The organism is Erysipelatoclostridium sp. An173, from assembly GCF_963931465.1.
Classification (GTDB): Bacteria; Bacillota_I; Bacilli_A; order Erysipelotrichales; family Coprobacillaceae; genus Thomasclavelia; species Thomasclavelia merdavium.
The window spans coordinates 1,930,444-1,945,689 of record NZ_OZ007017.1 but is presented as its reverse complement, the minus strand read 5'-3'; the positions used below and the strand labels follow the sequence as shown (position 1 = coordinate 1,945,689).

The window sequence follows — 15,246 nt, the reverse complement described above, 5'->3', positions numbered from 1 at the left end:
TTTTAATAAAGAGGTGCCAATATGAAGAAAAGAATCTTAAATGAGCGTTTAGCAGCAATTGTTGCAAGTATTCGCCATGGTGAAATGTTATTTATTGCTGATGCAGGCAGTGGTACATCAGCTAAAGCTTTATATCCATTATCACCAGATGTCAAATATTTAGATTTAGGTGTAGTAACTGGTTCGCCTTCATTTCAAGATGTTTTTACAACGTTAGTTGAATGTGGTGATTTTGAAGGGGCTATTGTTACAGAAGATATGCTTGAATTGAATCAAAAAGATTATCAGGTAGTAGAAAAATATTTAGGAAAAGAAAATATTCATGTGATGCATTATATTCCAGAATATTATCAAATGCGTGATCGTTGTAAAGCAGTAGTACAAACTGGTGACTATGGTATTCATGGACAAGCAATATTAATAGCGGGATATCCAAGTGCTGATATTCCAATGGAATGGTTGAAAAAGGGGTTAAAAGATGATGACTGAAAAAGAAAAAATGAAACTGGCAATGTGGTATGATCCTAATAATGATACCCAACTAGTCAATGAGCGTCTTGAAGCACAGGATTTATGTTTTCAATTAAATCAGATTCGTCCTAAAGAGATTGAAAAACGTCTAGAAATTATTGAAAAAATTTTAGGAGAAAAACCAGAAGGATTAGAGTTATTAAGTCCGTTTACTTGCGATTATGGCATTAATATTAAGTTAGGCAAAAATGTTTTTATTAATGTTAATTGCTACTTCATGGATGGTGCTACAATAACGGTAGGTAATAATGTTTTTATTGGACCATCATGTGGTTTTTATACAGCTAATCATGCTATGGATTATCATAGTAGAAATCAGGGATTAGAACGAGCTTTACCAATAACAATTGGTGATAATTGCTGGTTTGGGGCTAACGTTACAGTTATGCCTGGTGTAAAGATTGGTAGCGGCTGTGTAATTGGAGCTGGAAGTGTTGTTACTAAAGATATTCCTGATAATTCTTTAGCCATCGGTGTACCAGCGCGTGTTATTAAAGAAATTGATCAAAGTAAAAGAATTTAGCTAGCTGCTAAATTCTTTTTATCGTTTATTTTTTTAGTTGTAAAAATAATCAAAGCTCCAGTTATTGTAACTATGTAAATAAACATAAACATATAATCTAAACCAAAAGTATCTTGTAAAATACCACCTAATACATTCCCTAAAGTTGAACCAATTCCTGATGTCATTATGCCAATTAATGTTTGACCGGCCAATTGATCTTTAGCATCAAGATTATAAGTAACATAATAAGTAATGACACCGGTAAATAAACCATAAGATAGTCCTTGAAACATCATCCCAATAATTAAAATAATTAAATTAGGCGCCAAGCAAATAGTAAAGTTTCTTAAAAGATAAAAAACAGAAGCAAGAACAATTAAAGTAACACTATTGAATCTTTTCATTAAGCGAGGAGCCATAGTAATAACTGGCAGTTCGCTAAAAGCCATGAAAAACATACATACCCCATATAATGAAGTGTTTCCACCAAGATTAGTAACAATATTGATTAGGTAAGTACCAATTGTGGTAGCTCCTGCAAACATGAAACAAAAACCAAGTAGTAAGAAAAATAAAATTTTATAGTTTTTAATTACTTGTAAAACGGAACCTTGTTTTTCTTTAGTTGTTTTAACATTCTTTTGTTCAGGCATGGTATATAATAAAATTAGTGCTAAAGCAATAAAGAAAAAATAACCAATTGATAAAATCCAAGGATCAACAAAAGAAATAACTTGTCCAAAGACAAAAGCGCTAGCAGCCCATGAAGCTGAACCAATTCCTCTAGCTAATCCAAAATTAACATATAAACCATCATTAATGTAGTTCATGGCAATCATAGTAAGCAAAGGAACAGTTGATAGCATCAAAGCGTACATTAATATATACAAAATCATTGCCATAAAAGCAGGCATTTTTATAAAGCTTAAAATTAAATAAACGATACCAACACCAACTGTAATATAAACAGTTAATTTTTTTATAGTAAGATTTTTTATTCGATCAACTAATGATGAAATAAATGGTGAAATAAAAATAGTACTAATACAAGAAATACCGGTAACAATCCCGATTTCAGTATTAGATAAGCCTAAATATTGTAGGAAAATAGCAATAAATCCACTGATACAACAATAAGCAAACCAATAGAATAAATGGAGTAAATTATATCTTGTTTTTAGTTGCATGATAGTGTCCTTTCTATAATAATTAATTTTCTGATATTATTAATAAATATTTTATTAAAATAGGCAAGTTTTTTTTATATTTTGAAAAATTAATTTATCATTAGATTTACTCTTTACAATAAAAAAAATCTATGCTATCATTTGTTCGTATCCGAACAATAAAGTTCGTAACCGAATTAAAGGAGGGTGAATAATGTACAGTGATCCTGTAGGCCGCAGAATAAAAATAATTAATAATTTGATGAAAAGGTCAATGGATAAATTTTTTGGTCAACGTCCTGATCGAGCTACATTAATGCATACCTGGATTCTTGGTTTTTTACAAAACCGTCAAGACGCTGGAAAAGATACTTTTCAAAAGGATATTGAGACCGAGTTTTCAATCAATCGTTCAACTACATCAGAAATGTTGAAATTGATGTGTAAAAACGGGATGATTTCCAGAGTCCCGGTTGATTATGATGCACGACTTAAAAAGATTGTTTTAACTGAAAAAAGCTTAAAATTTAATCAGGAATTAAGTCGTAAAATGAACGAACTTGATAAAATATTGATAAAGGGTTTATCTGAAAGCGAAGTAGAGACATTTTTAAAACTTTGCGACAAATTAATTGATAATTTAAATGAAAGTTTATAAGTTATCAAAAAAATTTTTGTGAAAGGAGTTAGGATATGGTAAAAACACTATTTAAACAAATTAAACAATATAAAAAGGATTCACTTTTAACAATTTTCTTTGTTGTTGTTGAAGTTATCCTGGAAATTTTAATTCCATTATTTATGGCTCATATTATTGATGATGGGATTAGTAATCGCGATATCAATGCAGTATATAAATACGGTTTAATCATGTTTGTTATTGCAATTGGTACATTATCGACTGGTTTTTTAGCTGGTAAATATGCTGCTAAAGCTTCAACTGGTTTTGCTGCTAATTTGAGGGATGCAATGTATACTAATATTCAAAGCTTCTCGTTTTCAAATATTGATAAATATAGTACAGCTGGTTTAGTTACTCGTTTAACTACAGATGTTACCAATGTACAAATGGCTTATCAAATGATTATTCGTATGTGTATTCGTGCACCAATGAACTTAATCTGTGCCTTAACAATGGCGTTTATGATCAATGGTGATTTAAGTTTAATTTTCGTAGGAGCAATGATCTTTTTAATTGTTGTTTTAGGTTTCATTATGGTTACAGCTACTCGTTATTTTAATCAAGTGTTCCCTAAATACGATGATTTAAACGAAAGTGTTCAAGAAAACGTTGTAGCAATTAGAGCTGTAAAATCATTTGTAAGAGAAGATTACGAAAATAACAAATTTAAAAAAGCTGCTCAAAATATTTATAAACTGTTCGTTAAAGCTGAAGCAGTATTAGCATTAAATAACCCAGCAATGATGTTATCTGTTTATGGATGTATTTTGCTTTTATCATGGTTAGGGGCTCAATCTGTTGTTGGCGGATCTTTAACTACTGGTGAATTAACAACTTTATTTAGCTACATTATGAATATTTTAATGTCATTAATGATGTTATCTATGGCATTTGTTATGATTACAATGTCAATTGCTTCAGGTCGTCGTATTGCTGAAGTAATTAATGAAAAATCTGACTTAGTGTCACCTGAAAGTGCCTTAACTACTGTAGAAAATGGTGCTGTTGATTTTAATCACGTTACATTTTCATATAAACATGGAACTGGTGAACCAGTATTAAGAGATATTGATCTTCATATTAAATCTGGAGAAACAATTGGTATTATCGGGGGAACTGGTAGTGCTAAAAGTAGTTTAGTAAACTTGATTAGCCGTCTATACGATGTTGATCGTGGTAGTGTATTAGTTGGTGGTCAAGATGTTAGAAAATACGATTTAGAAGTATTAAGAAATGAAGTTGCTGTGGTATTACAAAATAATGTTTTATTTAGTGGTACAATCTTACAAAATCTAAGATGGGGTAATGAAAATGCAACTTTAGAAGAATGTGAAGAAGCATGTCGTTTAGCATGTGCTGATGAATTTATTCAAAAATTCCCTGATAAATATAATACTTATATTGAACAAGGGGGAACTAACGTATCTGGAGGACAAAAGCAACGTTTATGTATTGCCAGAGCATTACTTAAAAAACCAAAAATCTTGATTCTTGATGATTCAACAAGTGCTGTTGATACTGCAACTGATGCAAGTATTCAACAATCATTTGAAGAAAGAATTCCAGATACGACAAAAATTATTATTTCTCAACGTGTATCTAGTGTTCAAAGTGCTGACCGAATCATTGTTTTAAATGATGGTATTGTTGATGCCTTTGCACCACATGAAGAATTATTAGAAACTAATGAAATTTATCGAATGATTTATGAAACCCAAACTAAAGGGAAGGAGGAAGCATAATGAAAAATAAAAGTGTCATGTTTCGTCTTTTTAGTAAATTATTTAAGCAATATGGTATACATATTGTTATTGTATTGATTTGTATTATTGGACAAGCTATTTGTACTGTTCAAGGTACAATGTTTATGCAAACTTTAATTGATGGATATATCGTACCATTAATGAAACAAGCTGTTCCTGATTTTTCTGATTTAGCTAATGCTTTAACTAAATTAGCTTGTTTCTTTGTAGCAGGGGTTATCTTTTCATTTACGTTTAGTCGAATTATGGTTAATGTAACCCAAGGATTTTTAAGAAATCTTCGTGTTGAGATGTTTGAACATATGGAATCTTTACCGATTCGTTATTTTGATCAAACAACTCACGGTGATATCATGTCTGTTTATACTAATGATATCGATACATTAAGACAATTAATTAGTCAATCTATACCACAATTGACATCTAGTTTAATTACAATTATCACTGTATTTGTATCAATGTTGACATTGAATTTAACATTAACAGCAATTAGTGTTGTAATGGTTTGTGTAATTTTATTTATCTCTAGATCTGTTGGACGTTTATCTAGTCGTTATTTCGTCAAACAGCAGGAAACTTTAGGTAAGGTTAACGGATACATTGAAGAAATGATTTCTGGTCAAAAAGTTGTTAAAGTTTTTAATCATGAAGAAAAAGCAATTGAAGGATTTAGAAAAATAAATGAAGAGTTACGTGAAAGTTCATATAATGCCAATAAGTTTGCAAACGTCTTAATGCCTGTTACCATTCAAGTAGGTAATATGTCATATATCATTTGTGCAATTGTAGGGGCTATCTTAGCTTTATCTGGGTATGATAGTTCATTAACTATTGGGACATTAGTAACATTCATGACATTGAATCGAAGCTTCAATAATCCAATTGGACAAGTTTCAATGCAGATTAACTCTATTGCAATGGCTCAAGCAGGGGCAGAACGTATTTTTGAATTATTAGATCAAGAAAGTGAAATTGATCAAGGTATTGTAACACTATGTCGTGTTAAATATGTCGATGGTCAAATGGTAGAAACAAAAGAACATACTGGACATTGGGCATGGCGTCATCCTCGGCCAGATGGTCAAATTGAATTAGTAAAAATGGAAGGTGATCTTCGTTTAGAAAATGTTGATTTCGGGTATAATGATGATCACATGGTTTTACATGATGTTAATGTATTTGCTAATCCGGGTGAAAAAATTGCCTTTGTTGGGGCAACTGGAGCTGGTAAAACTACTATTACAAACTTAATCAACCGTTTTTACGAAATTCAAAAAGGTACAATCACTTATGATGGTATCGATATAAAATTAATTAAAAAAGCTGATTTAAGACGTTCTTTAGGGGTCGTATTACAAGATACTCACTTATTTACTGGAACAGTTATGGATAATATCCGTTATGGTAAATTAGATGCTACTGATGAAGAATGTATTGCAGCTGCTAAATTAACAAGCGCTGATCAGTTCATTAGACATTTACCTGATGGATATAATACAATGCTTACTGGTGATGGGGCTAACTTATCACAAGGGCAACGCCAATTAATTGCTATCGCTCGTGCAGCTGTAGCTAATCCACCAGCATTGATCTTAGATGAAGCAACATCATCTATTGATACTCGTACAGAAACGTTAGTACAAGCTGGTATGGATGGATTAATGAAAGGTAGAACTACTTTAGTAATTGCCCATCGTTTATCAACTATTAAAAATAGTGATTGTATCATGGTATTGGAAGCTGGACGTATTATTGAACGTGGTAACCATGAATCATTAATTAAAGAAAAAGGTAAATATTACCAGTTATATACTGGTGCTATTGAAATGGATTAATATAGTAAAAAGTTTATATTAGCAAAAATAGCATTAATGTATATTATAAAACTGCAACATTTTAGAGTAACTAAAATTCTCTAATTTTGTTGCAGTTTTTTATTTATTTTATTATCATAATTAAATCACAAAATATAAAATATATCAATTTATATTTTTTTATAAAAACACTTGATAATTCAAGCGTTTTTATTTTATTAAATTATAAATAAGTGTATAATTAGGGATGAGGAGGATTAGATAATGTCAAAAAAATTTATATTAATTATCACAATATTATCTTATCTTCTTGTAGGATGTTTTAGTGAAAAAAATAATTATCCTAGTGACTATCCAGCTTCTAGCAGCTATACAGTAAATGAAATTTTATATCCACAAGCATCTAACATCGCAGTTTTAGATAGTGATGTTGCTACAGTTGACTATTCTAATGTTAATGAAGGTTATATAGTTGCAACATTAAAGGCAGCTAATAGTCAAAAAATCAAAATTCAAATTAGTAAAGGAGAAATTAAATATAATTATGATTTAATGAGTTTAACAGGTACTAGTTATCCTTTGCAACTTGGTAGTGGTAAATATGTAATTAAGATTTTAGAGAATATTGAAGGTACTAAGTATGCTATTAAGCAAAGTGTAGAAATAGATGTTATTTTAAAAAACGAATTAAGTCCCTTTTTATATCCGAATATATTAATCAATTATCATCCTGGTGATACAATTACTACTCTTGCAGTTGATGTTGTTAAAGATGACGAAAATGATTTACAGAGAATTAAAACTATTTATGAATTTGTTGCTGGTTATTTAACTTATGATAAAGATAAAGCTAAATTAGCTAAGCAGCAATATTTAATTCCTGATTTGGAAGCATTAATTAAAGAAAAAAAAGGCATTTGTTTTGATTATGCATCAATGATGGTTGCAATGCTCAGAATTAATCATATTCCTGCACGATTAATTTGTGGGGGAACTGATCGTGATGAATATCATGCCTGGGTTGAGGTATATTTAGAAGGTCAAGGCTGGGTAAATCCAGATATTTTTATTGATAAAAAAACGTGGACGATCATGGATCCTACTTTTGCTAGTTCTAAATATGATTATGATGGTCAATATGTTCAAACATTATATTATTAAAGGGGAGATTAGATGAAGTTGACAGTGAATGAAAAATACTTGTTTTGTAGAGAGATGGCGATGATCTTAAAATCAGGATTTAGTCTACACCAAGGAATTATGATGATTGGTGAAGAAATTGATAATGATAATATTAAAAATGTTTTAGAAAATCTAGTTGCTAGTATAGATGAAGGATGTAGCTTTAGTGATGCCCTTAAAGCAAATGAAGCATTTGATGAATATATGATTAATTTAGTTAATATTGGTGAAACAAGCGGTAACATGGATGCAGTAATGGCTTCATTAAGTGATTATTATTTTAGAATTGATGATATTACTGATAAATTAAAACAAGCCCTGGTTTTTCCAATTATTTTACTAATAATGATGGTAGTTGTTGTTGGTGTGATTGTATTTAAAGTTTTACCAGTATTTAAAAGTGTTTTGCGAAGTTTAGGTAGTGATTTAACTAGTTTTGCCAATACTTTTATGGAATTTGGACAAATATTTTCATTAATATGTTTTATAATTTTGCTTATTTTAGTTTTTATTATTGTTGGAGTGTATTTTTATCAAAAAGCAAAGAGCATTAATATAGTATCTAGTTTAATGCAAAAATCATTTTTTGGTTCTAAACTATCAGATTCGTTAAATAAAGCACAAATTACTTATGCTCTATCTTTATTTGTGGGAAGTGGCTACGATCTTGAAGAGGCAATGAAATATGTTGATAAACTGATTGATAATGTTAAATTACAGGAAAAATTAGTCAATTGTAATCAAGATTTAGCTAATGGCGAAGATTTTGTCACTGTAATCAAACGATACCAAATATATCAGGGAATGCCATTAAGTATGATTCAAATTGGTTTTAAAACTGGTCAAATTGATGAGATTATGACGATGCTCGCTAATCATTTTCAAGATGAAGTCAGTGAGGCTATTGGACGTTTTTTAAATATTATTGAACCTTCAATTGTTGCTTTTTTATCATTGATAGTTGGTGTTGTTTTAATATCAGTTATGTTGCCTTTAATTAGTATCATGGCTTCGATATAGGTAAATATGTATGCGGAATATTATTAAGTTTATCATTGTTATTGTTCTTTTAGGAGTGATAGTTACTAGTTTTAATCAGGCTTTAAATTATTCTCAAAGTGTAGATTTAAAGCGAATTGAAGATACAATTAGTCAGTTATGTTTAAAGTGTTACAGTATTGAAGGACGTTATCCTCCTGATATCGAGTATTTAAAGGAAAATTATGGTTTACTTTTAAATGATGAGCAATATCAGGTTGTTTATTATTATGAAGGAGCTAATTTAGAGCCATTTATTAAAGTGTGGCAAAAGGAGCAAAATTATGAATAAGCATCAAAATGTTCATATAATTTTTTCATTATCGTTGTTTTTATTATTTGTAATTGGTTCGTTTTTTGTTATTGCTTATGAAATACGGGGATATCAGATGATAAATCAGACTTGTCAAAATGAAGATGATTTAATCATGCCTTTAGCTTATTTAAATACAAAAATAAAAGCTGCTGATAATAGTGATGCAATTGATACAGTAATAGTTGATAACATTACATGTTTACAAATAAAAACGGATCAAACTAAAACATATATTTACTTTGATGATGGTTATTTAAAAGAATTATATATAACTAATGATTATTCAGTTGATTTAAAAAAAGGCGACAAGTTATTTTTATTAGATAATTTTTATATTGAAAAAAATAATCGGTTATTTAAATTTGTTGTTGAAAAAAATGATTTGCAAAAACAAATTAGTATTAATGTACATGGATAGGGGGCAGTTATGAAAACTAAAGTTCATTCATTTGCATTTTTAATGGAAATAATTATTGTAATTCTCTTTTTTGCCGCTTCTACAACTGTGTGTGCTTCTTTTATAGTAAAAGCTAAAAATAAACAGGTTCAAACAACACAGCTTCAAAATGATATGTTAAAAGCTCAAAGTATTGTAGAAACCTTACAAGCAGATTATCAAAGTAATATTGAAGAAATATTTGGACTAAAAAAAGTTAATGAAAACTATTACCAGGGTGGAAATGTAATTGTGAAATTTGAAGATGATTTTTTAAGCGGAAAAGTAATTATAAAAAGTGATAATCAATTAATTAGTGAATTACCATTTGTTTTAAAAGGAAAGTAGTATGAATAAAAATAAACAATCAATCCGCTTAAGTATTGGGGCAATTAGTATTTTTATGATTTTTGTTATTTTGGTAATGTGTATATTAGCGATATTGTCATATTTACGATGCAATTCTTATTATCAATCAACAATTAGACAGGCTGAGTTTATAAGTGAATATTATCAAAGCGAAAGCAGTTTGTTAAAACGCTTTTATCAACTTGACTTAAATGGTCTAAATACTAATCCTGATGTTATCTATCAAGAAGATACCGATCTTTATTTAATGGAAGAAAAAATTAATCAAAATCAGATTCTACAATTATCATTTAATATTCAAAATAGTGAATTACAGCTTATAGGTTTAAAAACGATTAATCTGGAGGAATAAGATGGATATAAAAGAATTATTAAAAGAGATTGTAACAAGGAATGCTTCGGATATTTTCATTGTTGCCGGATCACCATGTGCAATTAAAGTTGCTGGTAAAATAATTAAGTATAATGATACTCGTTTAATGCCTTTAGACACTGAAAAAATGATTAAAGATATCTATCAATTAGCTAATAATCGTGACTTTAGTAATTTTTTGGCTAGCGGTGATGATGATTTTTCATTTTCACTTCCTAATATTGGGCGATTTAGAGTAAATGCTTATCGGCAACGTAATTCTTGTGCAGCAGTTTTAAGAATCGTTCGCTTTGAATTGCCGGATCCTAAAAAAATGCACATTCCAGAAATTGTTTGTGATCTTGCCAATCAAAAGAAAGGAATGATTTTAGTTACTGGACCAGCAGGTAGTGGCAAATCAACGACACTTGCTTGTATTATTGATCAAATTAATCAAAAGCGAAATACGCATATTATTACAATTGAAGATCCGATAGAATACTTGCATTCTCATAATAAAAGTATTGTTTCACAACGTGAGGTCTTTCACGATACTAAAAATTATGTTGCAGCATTAAAAGCAGCGCTAAGAGAAGCGCCAGAGGTTATACTAGTTGGTGAAATGAGAGATTTAGAGACAATCGATATTGCCATAACAGCGGCTGAAACCGGTCATTTGATTTTTTCAAGTTTACATACAGTAGGTGCTGCTAATACAATTGATCGGATGATTGACGTTTTTCCAGCATCCCAACAGCAGCAAATTAGAGTGCAGCTGGCAATGGTTTTAAATGCCGTTATTTGTCAACAATTATTACCTGGTGTTGATGGTAAAATGATACCGGCTTTTGAAATTATGATTTGTAATCAGGCAATCAGAACTTTAATTCGAGATGGTAAAACCCATCAGATTGATAGTACTATTTCTAATAGTCGCCAGCTTGGAATGATTACAATGGATGAAGCAATAATTGAATTATATAAACAAGGAAAAATTTCTAAGGAAACAGCATTGATGTATGCTACTAATCCTAAAATAGTAGAAAGACGATTATGATAATTTAGCGAACATGAACTAACTAGGTTCATGTTTTTTTTATAATTTAAAGATTTGTTATAGAAATCAAGGAAATGATTATGATTGTTTTATCACAAAATTATTAGATAACTATTGAATTATATTGTTTTGGTTATAAATCGGTTATATAATATGTTATATGATATAATTTTGTGATTGAGGCGGTAAAAATGGTAAAAAAACAAATCCTTAAAGTCAATACCTTTGGTAAGTTAAAAATTTATAATAAAACAAGTGAATTTCCTCAAGAAAAAAAGCGCAGTGCTCAAGTTGAGTTATTACTTATATATTTGATTTTAAACCGGAATTTAGCGATTAATAATCAACAATTAATAACTTTACTTTGGCCTAATGGTGATGCTGATAAACCTGAAGGAGCACTTAGAAATCTGGTTTATCGAGTTAGAAAAGAAATGAGAATGTTATTTGACTTTCCCGTTGATTGTATTAAAGCTAAAGGGCGGAGTTATTATTGGAACTTAGAAATTAAATGTCAGGTTGATTATGAGCCGATAATCAGGTTAAGCAAAAAAATAAAATTAGAAAATGACCCAATTAGAAAATATCAGTTTTGTTTAGAGATGGTTAGTCTTTATCAAGGGGAAATATTACCGGATTTTAATTATAATAGCTGGGTATTTGAACTTAATAAATCTATAAAACAAAAAGTTATTGATGCTATTGATGATACAATAATAGTTTTAAACCAATATAAAATGAATAAAGAAATATTAGATATCTGTAATAAAAATATTGATGACATGATGTTTTATGAAATTAAACTAAATGCCTATTATAACTGCGGTAATTATAATGAAGCCTTATCTTTTTATCATTGGGTTGTTGATTACTACCATAGTAAATATGGTCTAGAAGTAAGTCAAAATTTAAAAAATATTTATAATCTTGTTTTAAATAAACAATCACTTTTATCAATGAATATCGATCAATTAGATAATTATCTTAATCATGACGATAATAAAAATGCGCTGTATTTAGATTATGATCTTTTTAAAAGCGTTTATCAATACACTTGCAGAATGGTACAACAAACGATGCAGCCTCAGGTTTTAGCTTTGCTAACATTAGTAAAAGAAAAAGAAGAGGCCGATATAGAAAAAGGACACCTTCTTTTAAAGCAGGTTATTAATGAGAATTTAAAAAGTAGTGACGTTTTTTCTAAAGTGAATCAATTGCAATTTGCACTTATTTTAAATTGTTCTAATATTGAAAGCGCCAAAATACTACTACAAAATATTGATGAAGCTTTTGTAAAGGCAGGTAAAGCTATTGGTTTTAAATTAACAAGTGAATTAAAATTGATAATATAAAAAAACGCAAATAGCGTTTTTTAAAGAATATAGCTTAATAAATAAAACTGACTAACATTTAAAATTCCTGCTAAAACCATTACATAGATTGGATTAGCTTTTTTTACTAATAGTAAATATATACAAATACCAAAAATAATAATCATTTGTATTTTGATTTGACTAAGATCATTATTATTGAAAAAGGCTGAAATTAAAATAGAAATTCCAGCAGTAGCGATCAAAGATACAACTGCAGGACGTAAATACTTTAAAATATTTTGTAATAACTGTAAATGACGATATTTTAAATAAAAATAAGCAATAACTGTAACTAAAATACATGATGGTAAAATGCAGCCAACAGTAGCTACTATAGCACCAGGAATTCCTGCAATTTTGATGCCAACAAAAGTAGCTGAATTTATTGCGATTGGTCCAGGAGTCATTTGGGAAATTGTTATTAAATCTGTAAATTCGCTAAAACTTAACCAATGATATAAATCAATTACCTGGTTTTGAATCAAGGGCATTGTGGCATAACCGCCACCAAAGCTAAAGGTCCCGATTTGAATAAAGCTTAAAAATAATTGCCATAAAATCATTGTGGTAACCTTCTTTCTTTATAAAGAGTATAGAAAAGACCAAAAAGGATACAGCAAATAATAATAAGAATAACACTGACATTAAAAAAGTAATTTGCAATGAATGCAATAACCATTATTATTGCATATAAAGGATTTTTCTCTTTTAAAATACCTGTAGCCATTTCGATTACTACGGCACATATAACTGCACCAACCCCAGCTTGCATCCCTTCAAGCATTAATGCAACTACTTGATTTTCTTTAAAAGCATTATAAAACAAGGAAATAATTGAGATTATTAAAAATGGTGGGATGATAGTTGCAATAACGCTAATAATTACGCCAGGAATTTTAGCAATTTTATACCCAACAACAATTGCTCCATTTACAGCAATTGCTCCAGGTGCTGATTGAGCAATTGCGATTAGATCCAGCATTTCATCTTCATCAATCCAATGATATTCTTTAACAAACTTTTTTTGCATCAAAGTTACAATTACATAGCCCCCGCCAAATGTAAAAGCACTAAGATAGAGCGTTGAAAAAAATAATGTACTTAATTTTTTAGCTGTGTTATTAGACATATTATTACCTCCGAAAATATTATATAGTTAATTGATATATAAGTAAAATAATATTATTATATAATATAGATAATAAAATAATTATGTATAGAGGTGTAACTATGACGTTAAGACATTTGATGATATTCATTAAAGTATATGAACAAAAAAGTATCACTAAAGCAGCTAATCAATTACATCTAGCACAACCAGCAGTTAGTCTAGTAATTAAGGAAATTGAAAATCATTATCAAATCACTTTATTTGATCGGATGAATCGAAAAATATATCCAACTTTTCATGCTGATCGATTGTATGAATATGCCATTAGTATTGTTGATTTATTTGAACAAATGGAAAAAGAAATGGAAAATTGCAAAGAAAATGGAGTTATTAAAATTGGTAGCAGTATTACTAATAGTCACTATGTTTTACCCAATGTCATAAAATCTTTACAAGACCACTATCCAGAATTGAAAATAATAACTTATGTTAATAATACTAAAGTTTTAGAAAAACAGATTTTAGAAAATAAATTAGATATTGCAATTATCGAATCACAGCCTGAAAGTAATAATGTTATTAAAATTCCATTTATGACTGATTATCTAACAGTAATAGCTAGTAAAGACCATCAATTATTAAATAAGAATAATATTGATTTATCTACTTTGGTTAAATATCCTTTCTTTACAAGAGAAAAAGGTAGTTCTGTTAATACATTATTAAAAAGTGTTTTTCAAACTAAGCAGATTCCAATTAACTTTGCGATGGAAAGTATTAGTAGTCAAGCTATTATAAAAAATGTTGAATATGGCTTGGGAATTGCTTGTTTGCCATATATGTTAGTAAAATCAGCTTTAAAACAAGGTAGTATTAAAGAAGTTATTGTTCCAGATTTACAAATAAAACGACAATATCATGTTATTTATCATTATCGTAAAAACGTTTCAACGATAATTAATGATTTTATAAATATTTGTATAGAATTTGGCAAGTATCATCAAGATTTAAAACAGTAGTTTTAAATCTTTTTCATTGTGGTTATAAATCGGTGATTTTTAAATAAATAATCACAAAATAATAACAAATTAAAAACATTGTGCTATTATAAAGTAGATTAATTGTTTATAATGAAAAATAATTCGTTTATTTGTGATTAATTGGTAAATAAAAATGGTTGAGGTGATTTATATGGCAAAGAAAATAACCGAAGTATTAGGAAAAACAATTAGAAAGGAAAGAAAAGAACGTAATCTAACCCAACAGGATTTAGCAGATAAAACAGGAATTTCTAGACGGCATATTGCTAATATTGAAAGTGGTAAGATCAATGCTTCTTTTGAAGTTGTACTAGCAATCGTTAAAGAGTTGAATATTTCGTTAGATAATATAATTTATGCTGATTTAAATGATAATTATAAAATCGAATTACAAAAGATGGCAGTTCAGTTATCTATGTGTCAAGATAATCAAAAACAGATTGCTTTGAAAACAATTGATTTTATGCTTAGTGAGTTTATAGCTGCTAATCATTAGTTTTTAGTAAGCTAA

At 29.1% G+C, this 15,246-nt stretch carries 18 protein-coding genes; 15 read left to right on the top strand and 3 right to left on the bottom strand.

Going from position 1 to position 15,246, the window contains the following annotated elements; genetic code table 11:
* The first annotated feature begins 21 nt into the window (after window positions 1–21).
* Together ABGT36_RS09730 and ABGT36_RS09725 are read left to right on the top strand one after the other, a co-directional pair.
* The gene (locus ABGT36_RS09730; RefSeq protein ID WP_346677756.1) at window positions 22–489 is read left to right on the top strand and encodes an RbsD/FucU domain-containing protein; all 468 of its coding nucleotides are present in this window, start codon (window positions 22–24) and stop codon (window positions 487–489) included.
* Entirely contained in the window at window positions 479–1,054 is a 576-nt protein-coding gene (locus tag ABGT36_RS09725; RefSeq protein WP_346677754.1) for a sugar O-acetyltransferase, read from the top strand. Before ABGT36_RS09730 ends, ABGT36_RS09725 begins: the two co-directional genes overlap by 11 nt.
* Here the strand turns inward: ABGT36_RS09725 and ABGT36_RS09720 are convergent.
* On the bottom strand, window positions 1,051–2,223 hold the full coding sequence (locus ABGT36_RS09720) for an MFS transporter (RefSeq protein ID WP_346677752.1): 1,173 nt from the start codon (window positions 2,221–2,223) through the stop codon (window positions 1,051–1,053). The genes ABGT36_RS09725 and ABGT36_RS09720 overlap by 4 nt on opposite strands.
* A gap of 193 nt (window positions 2,224–2,416) precedes the next feature.
* Between ABGT36_RS09720 and ABGT36_RS09715 the strand changes: the two genes are divergently transcribed.
* The 11 genes from ABGT36_RS09715 (at window position 2,417) to ABGT36_RS09665 (ending at window position 12,563) form a co-directional block, all read left to right on the top strand.
* Window positions 2,417–2,860, top strand: coding sequence for a MarR family winged helix-turn-helix transcriptional regulator (locus ABGT36_RS09715; protein ID WP_300080715.1), 444 nt, complete (start codon window positions 2,417–2,419; stop codon window positions 2,858–2,860).
* A 35-nt stretch (window positions 2,861–2,895) separates the two neighbouring features.
* Window positions 2,896–4,626: an ABC transporter ATP-binding protein gene (locus ABGT36_RS09710; RefSeq protein ID WP_087299150.1), complete on the top strand. Its 1,731-nt coding sequence runs from the start codon at window positions 2,896–2,898 to the stop codon at window positions 4,624–4,626.
* 17 nt (window positions 4,627–4,643) lie between these two features.
* Window positions 4,644–6,482, top strand: coding sequence for an ABC transporter ATP-binding protein (locus ABGT36_RS09705; RefSeq protein WP_239404319.1), 1,839 nt, complete (start codon window positions 4,644–4,646; stop codon window positions 6,480–6,482).
* A 243-nt stretch (window positions 6,483–6,725) separates the two neighbouring features.
* Window positions 6,726–7,622 carry a transglutaminase family protein gene (locus tag ABGT36_RS09700; RefSeq protein WP_300627597.1) on the top strand — a complete coding sequence of 299 codons (897 nt, stop codon included), beginning with the start codon at window positions 6,726–6,728 and terminating at the stop codon, window positions 7,620–7,622.
* Between the two features lie 12 nt (window positions 7,623–7,634).
* Window positions 7,635–8,663 carry a type II secretion system F family protein gene (locus tag ABGT36_RS09695; protein ID WP_346677749.1) on the top strand — a complete coding sequence of 343 codons (1,029 nt, stop codon included), beginning with the start codon at window positions 7,635–7,637 and terminating at the stop codon, window positions 8,661–8,663.
* A gap of 10 nt (window positions 8,664–8,673) precedes the next feature.
* Entirely contained in the window at window positions 8,674–8,973 is a 300-nt protein-coding gene (locus tag ABGT36_RS09690; protein WP_087374025.1) for a hypothetical protein, read from the top strand.
* Window positions 8,966–9,415: a DUF4860 domain-containing protein gene (locus tag ABGT36_RS09685; RefSeq protein WP_300627603.1), complete on the top strand. Its 450-nt coding sequence runs from the start codon at window positions 8,966–8,968 to the stop codon at window positions 9,413–9,415. The genes ABGT36_RS09690 and ABGT36_RS09685 overlap by 8 nt, the downstream gene beginning before the upstream one ends.
* 9 nt (window positions 9,416–9,424) lie before the next feature.
* Window positions 9,425–9,781, top strand: coding sequence for a hypothetical protein (locus ABGT36_RS09680; RefSeq protein ID WP_308698718.1), 357 nt, complete (start codon window positions 9,425–9,427; stop codon window positions 9,779–9,781).
* 1 nt (window position 9,782) lies between these two features.
* Window positions 9,783–10,154 (top strand): hypothetical protein, encoded by a 372-nt coding sequence (locus tag ABGT36_RS09675; RefSeq protein ID WP_300627605.1) that lies wholly within the window; start codon window positions 9,783–9,785, stop codon window positions 10,152–10,154.
* A 1-nt stretch (window position 10,155) separates the two neighbouring features.
* The gene (locus ABGT36_RS09670; RefSeq protein ID WP_087299134.1) at window positions 10,156–11,211 is read left to right on the top strand and encodes a type IV pilus twitching motility protein PilT; all 1,056 of its coding nucleotides are present in this window, start codon (window positions 10,156–10,158) and stop codon (window positions 11,209–11,211) included.
* 191 nt (window positions 11,212–11,402) lie between these two features.
* Entirely contained in the window at window positions 11,403–12,563 is a 1,161-nt protein-coding gene (locus ABGT36_RS09665) for a hypothetical protein (RefSeq protein WP_346677745.1), read from the top strand.
* 20 nt (window positions 12,564–12,583) lie between these two features.
* Here the strand turns inward: ABGT36_RS09665 and ABGT36_RS09660 are convergent, their stop codons facing one another.
* Window positions 12,584–13,147 carry a chromate transporter gene (locus ABGT36_RS09660; RefSeq protein ID WP_087374035.1) on the bottom strand — a complete coding sequence of 188 codons (564 nt, stop codon included), beginning with the start codon at window positions 13,145–13,147 and terminating at the stop codon, window positions 12,584–12,586.
* The gene (locus ABGT36_RS09655; protein WP_087299128.1) at window positions 13,144–13,713 is read right to left on the bottom strand and encodes a chromate transporter; all 570 of its coding nucleotides are present in this window, start codon (window positions 13,711–13,713) and stop codon (window positions 13,144–13,146) included. The genes ABGT36_RS09660 and ABGT36_RS09655 overlap by 4 nt, the downstream gene beginning before the upstream one ends.
* A gap of 101 nt (window positions 13,714–13,814) precedes the next feature.
* Between ABGT36_RS09655 and ABGT36_RS09650 the strand changes: the two genes are divergently transcribed.
* Together ABGT36_RS09650 and ABGT36_RS09645 are read left to right on the top strand one after the other, a co-directional pair.
* Window positions 13,815–14,714 (top strand): LysR family transcriptional regulator, encoded by a 900-nt coding sequence (locus ABGT36_RS09650; RefSeq protein WP_087299126.1) that lies wholly within the window; start codon window positions 13,815–13,817, stop codon window positions 14,712–14,714.
* Between the two features lie 172 nt (window positions 14,715–14,886).
* Window positions 14,887–15,231: a helix-turn-helix domain-containing protein gene (locus tag ABGT36_RS09645; protein ID WP_158095182.1), complete on the top strand. Its 345-nt coding sequence runs from the start codon at window positions 14,887–14,889 to the stop codon at window positions 15,229–15,231.
* Window positions 15,232–15,246: the final 15 nt, after the last annotated feature.

Excerpts from the sequence above, each read along its gene's own strand:
- ABGT36_RS09730 (WP_346677756.1), top strand. The coding sequence starts at position 22 with ATGAAGAAAAGAATCTTAAATGAGCGTTTAGCAGCAATTGTTGCAAGT.
- ABGT36_RS09725 (WP_346677754.1), top strand. The coding sequence starts at position 479 with ATGATGACTGAAAAAGAAAAAATGAAACTGGCAATGTGGTATGATCCT.
- ABGT36_RS09720 (WP_346677752.1), bottom strand. The coding sequence starts at position 2,223 with ATGCAACTAAAAACAAGATATAATTTACTCCATTTATTCTATTGGTTT.
- ABGT36_RS09715 (WP_300080715.1), top strand. The coding sequence starts at position 2,417 with ATGTACAGTGATCCTGTAGGCCGCAGAATAAAAATAATTAATAATTTG.
- ABGT36_RS09710 (WP_087299150.1), top strand. The coding sequence starts at position 2,896 with ATGGTAAAAACACTATTTAAACAAATTAAACAATATAAAAAGGATTCA.
- ABGT36_RS09705 (WP_239404319.1), top strand. The coding sequence starts at position 4,644 with ATGTTTCGTCTTTTTAGTAAATTATTTAAGCAATATGGTATACATATT.
- ABGT36_RS09700 (WP_300627597.1), top strand. The coding sequence starts at position 6,726 with ATGTCAAAAAAATTTATATTAATTATCACAATATTATCTTATCTTCTT.
- ABGT36_RS09695 (WP_346677749.1), top strand. The coding sequence starts at position 7,635 with ATGAAGTTGACAGTGAATGAAAAATACTTGTTTTGTAGAGAGATGGCG.
- ABGT36_RS09690 (WP_087374025.1), top strand. The coding sequence starts at position 8,674 with ATGCGGAATATTATTAAGTTTATCATTGTTATTGTTCTTTTAGGAGTG.
- ABGT36_RS09685 (WP_300627603.1), top strand. The coding sequence starts at position 8,966 with ATGAATAAGCATCAAAATGTTCATATAATTTTTTCATTATCGTTGTTT.
- ABGT36_RS09680 (WP_308698718.1), top strand. The coding sequence starts at position 9,425 with ATGAAAACTAAAGTTCATTCATTTGCATTTTTAATGGAAATAATTATT.
- ABGT36_RS09675 (WP_300627605.1), top strand. The coding sequence starts at position 9,783 with ATGAATAAAAATAAACAATCAATCCGCTTAAGTATTGGGGCAATTAGT.
- ABGT36_RS09670 (WP_087299134.1), top strand. The coding sequence starts at position 10,156 with ATGGATATAAAAGAATTATTAAAAGAGATTGTAACAAGGAATGCTTCG.
- ABGT36_RS09665 (WP_346677745.1), top strand. The coding sequence starts at position 11,403 with ATGGTAAAAAAACAAATCCTTAAAGTCAATACCTTTGGTAAGTTAAAA.
- ABGT36_RS09660 (WP_087374035.1), bottom strand. The coding sequence starts at position 13,147 with ATGATTTTATGGCAATTATTTTTAAGCTTTATTCAAATCGGGACCTTT.
- ABGT36_RS09655 (WP_087299128.1), bottom strand. The coding sequence starts at position 13,713 with ATGTCTAATAACACAGCTAAAAAATTAAGTACATTATTTTTTTCAACG.
- ABGT36_RS09650 (WP_087299126.1), top strand. The coding sequence starts at position 13,815 with ATGACGTTAAGACATTTGATGATATTCATTAAAGTATATGAACAAAAA.
- ABGT36_RS09645 (WP_158095182.1), top strand. The coding sequence starts at position 14,887 with ATGGCAAAGAAAATAACCGAAGTATTAGGAAAAACAATTAGAAAGGAA.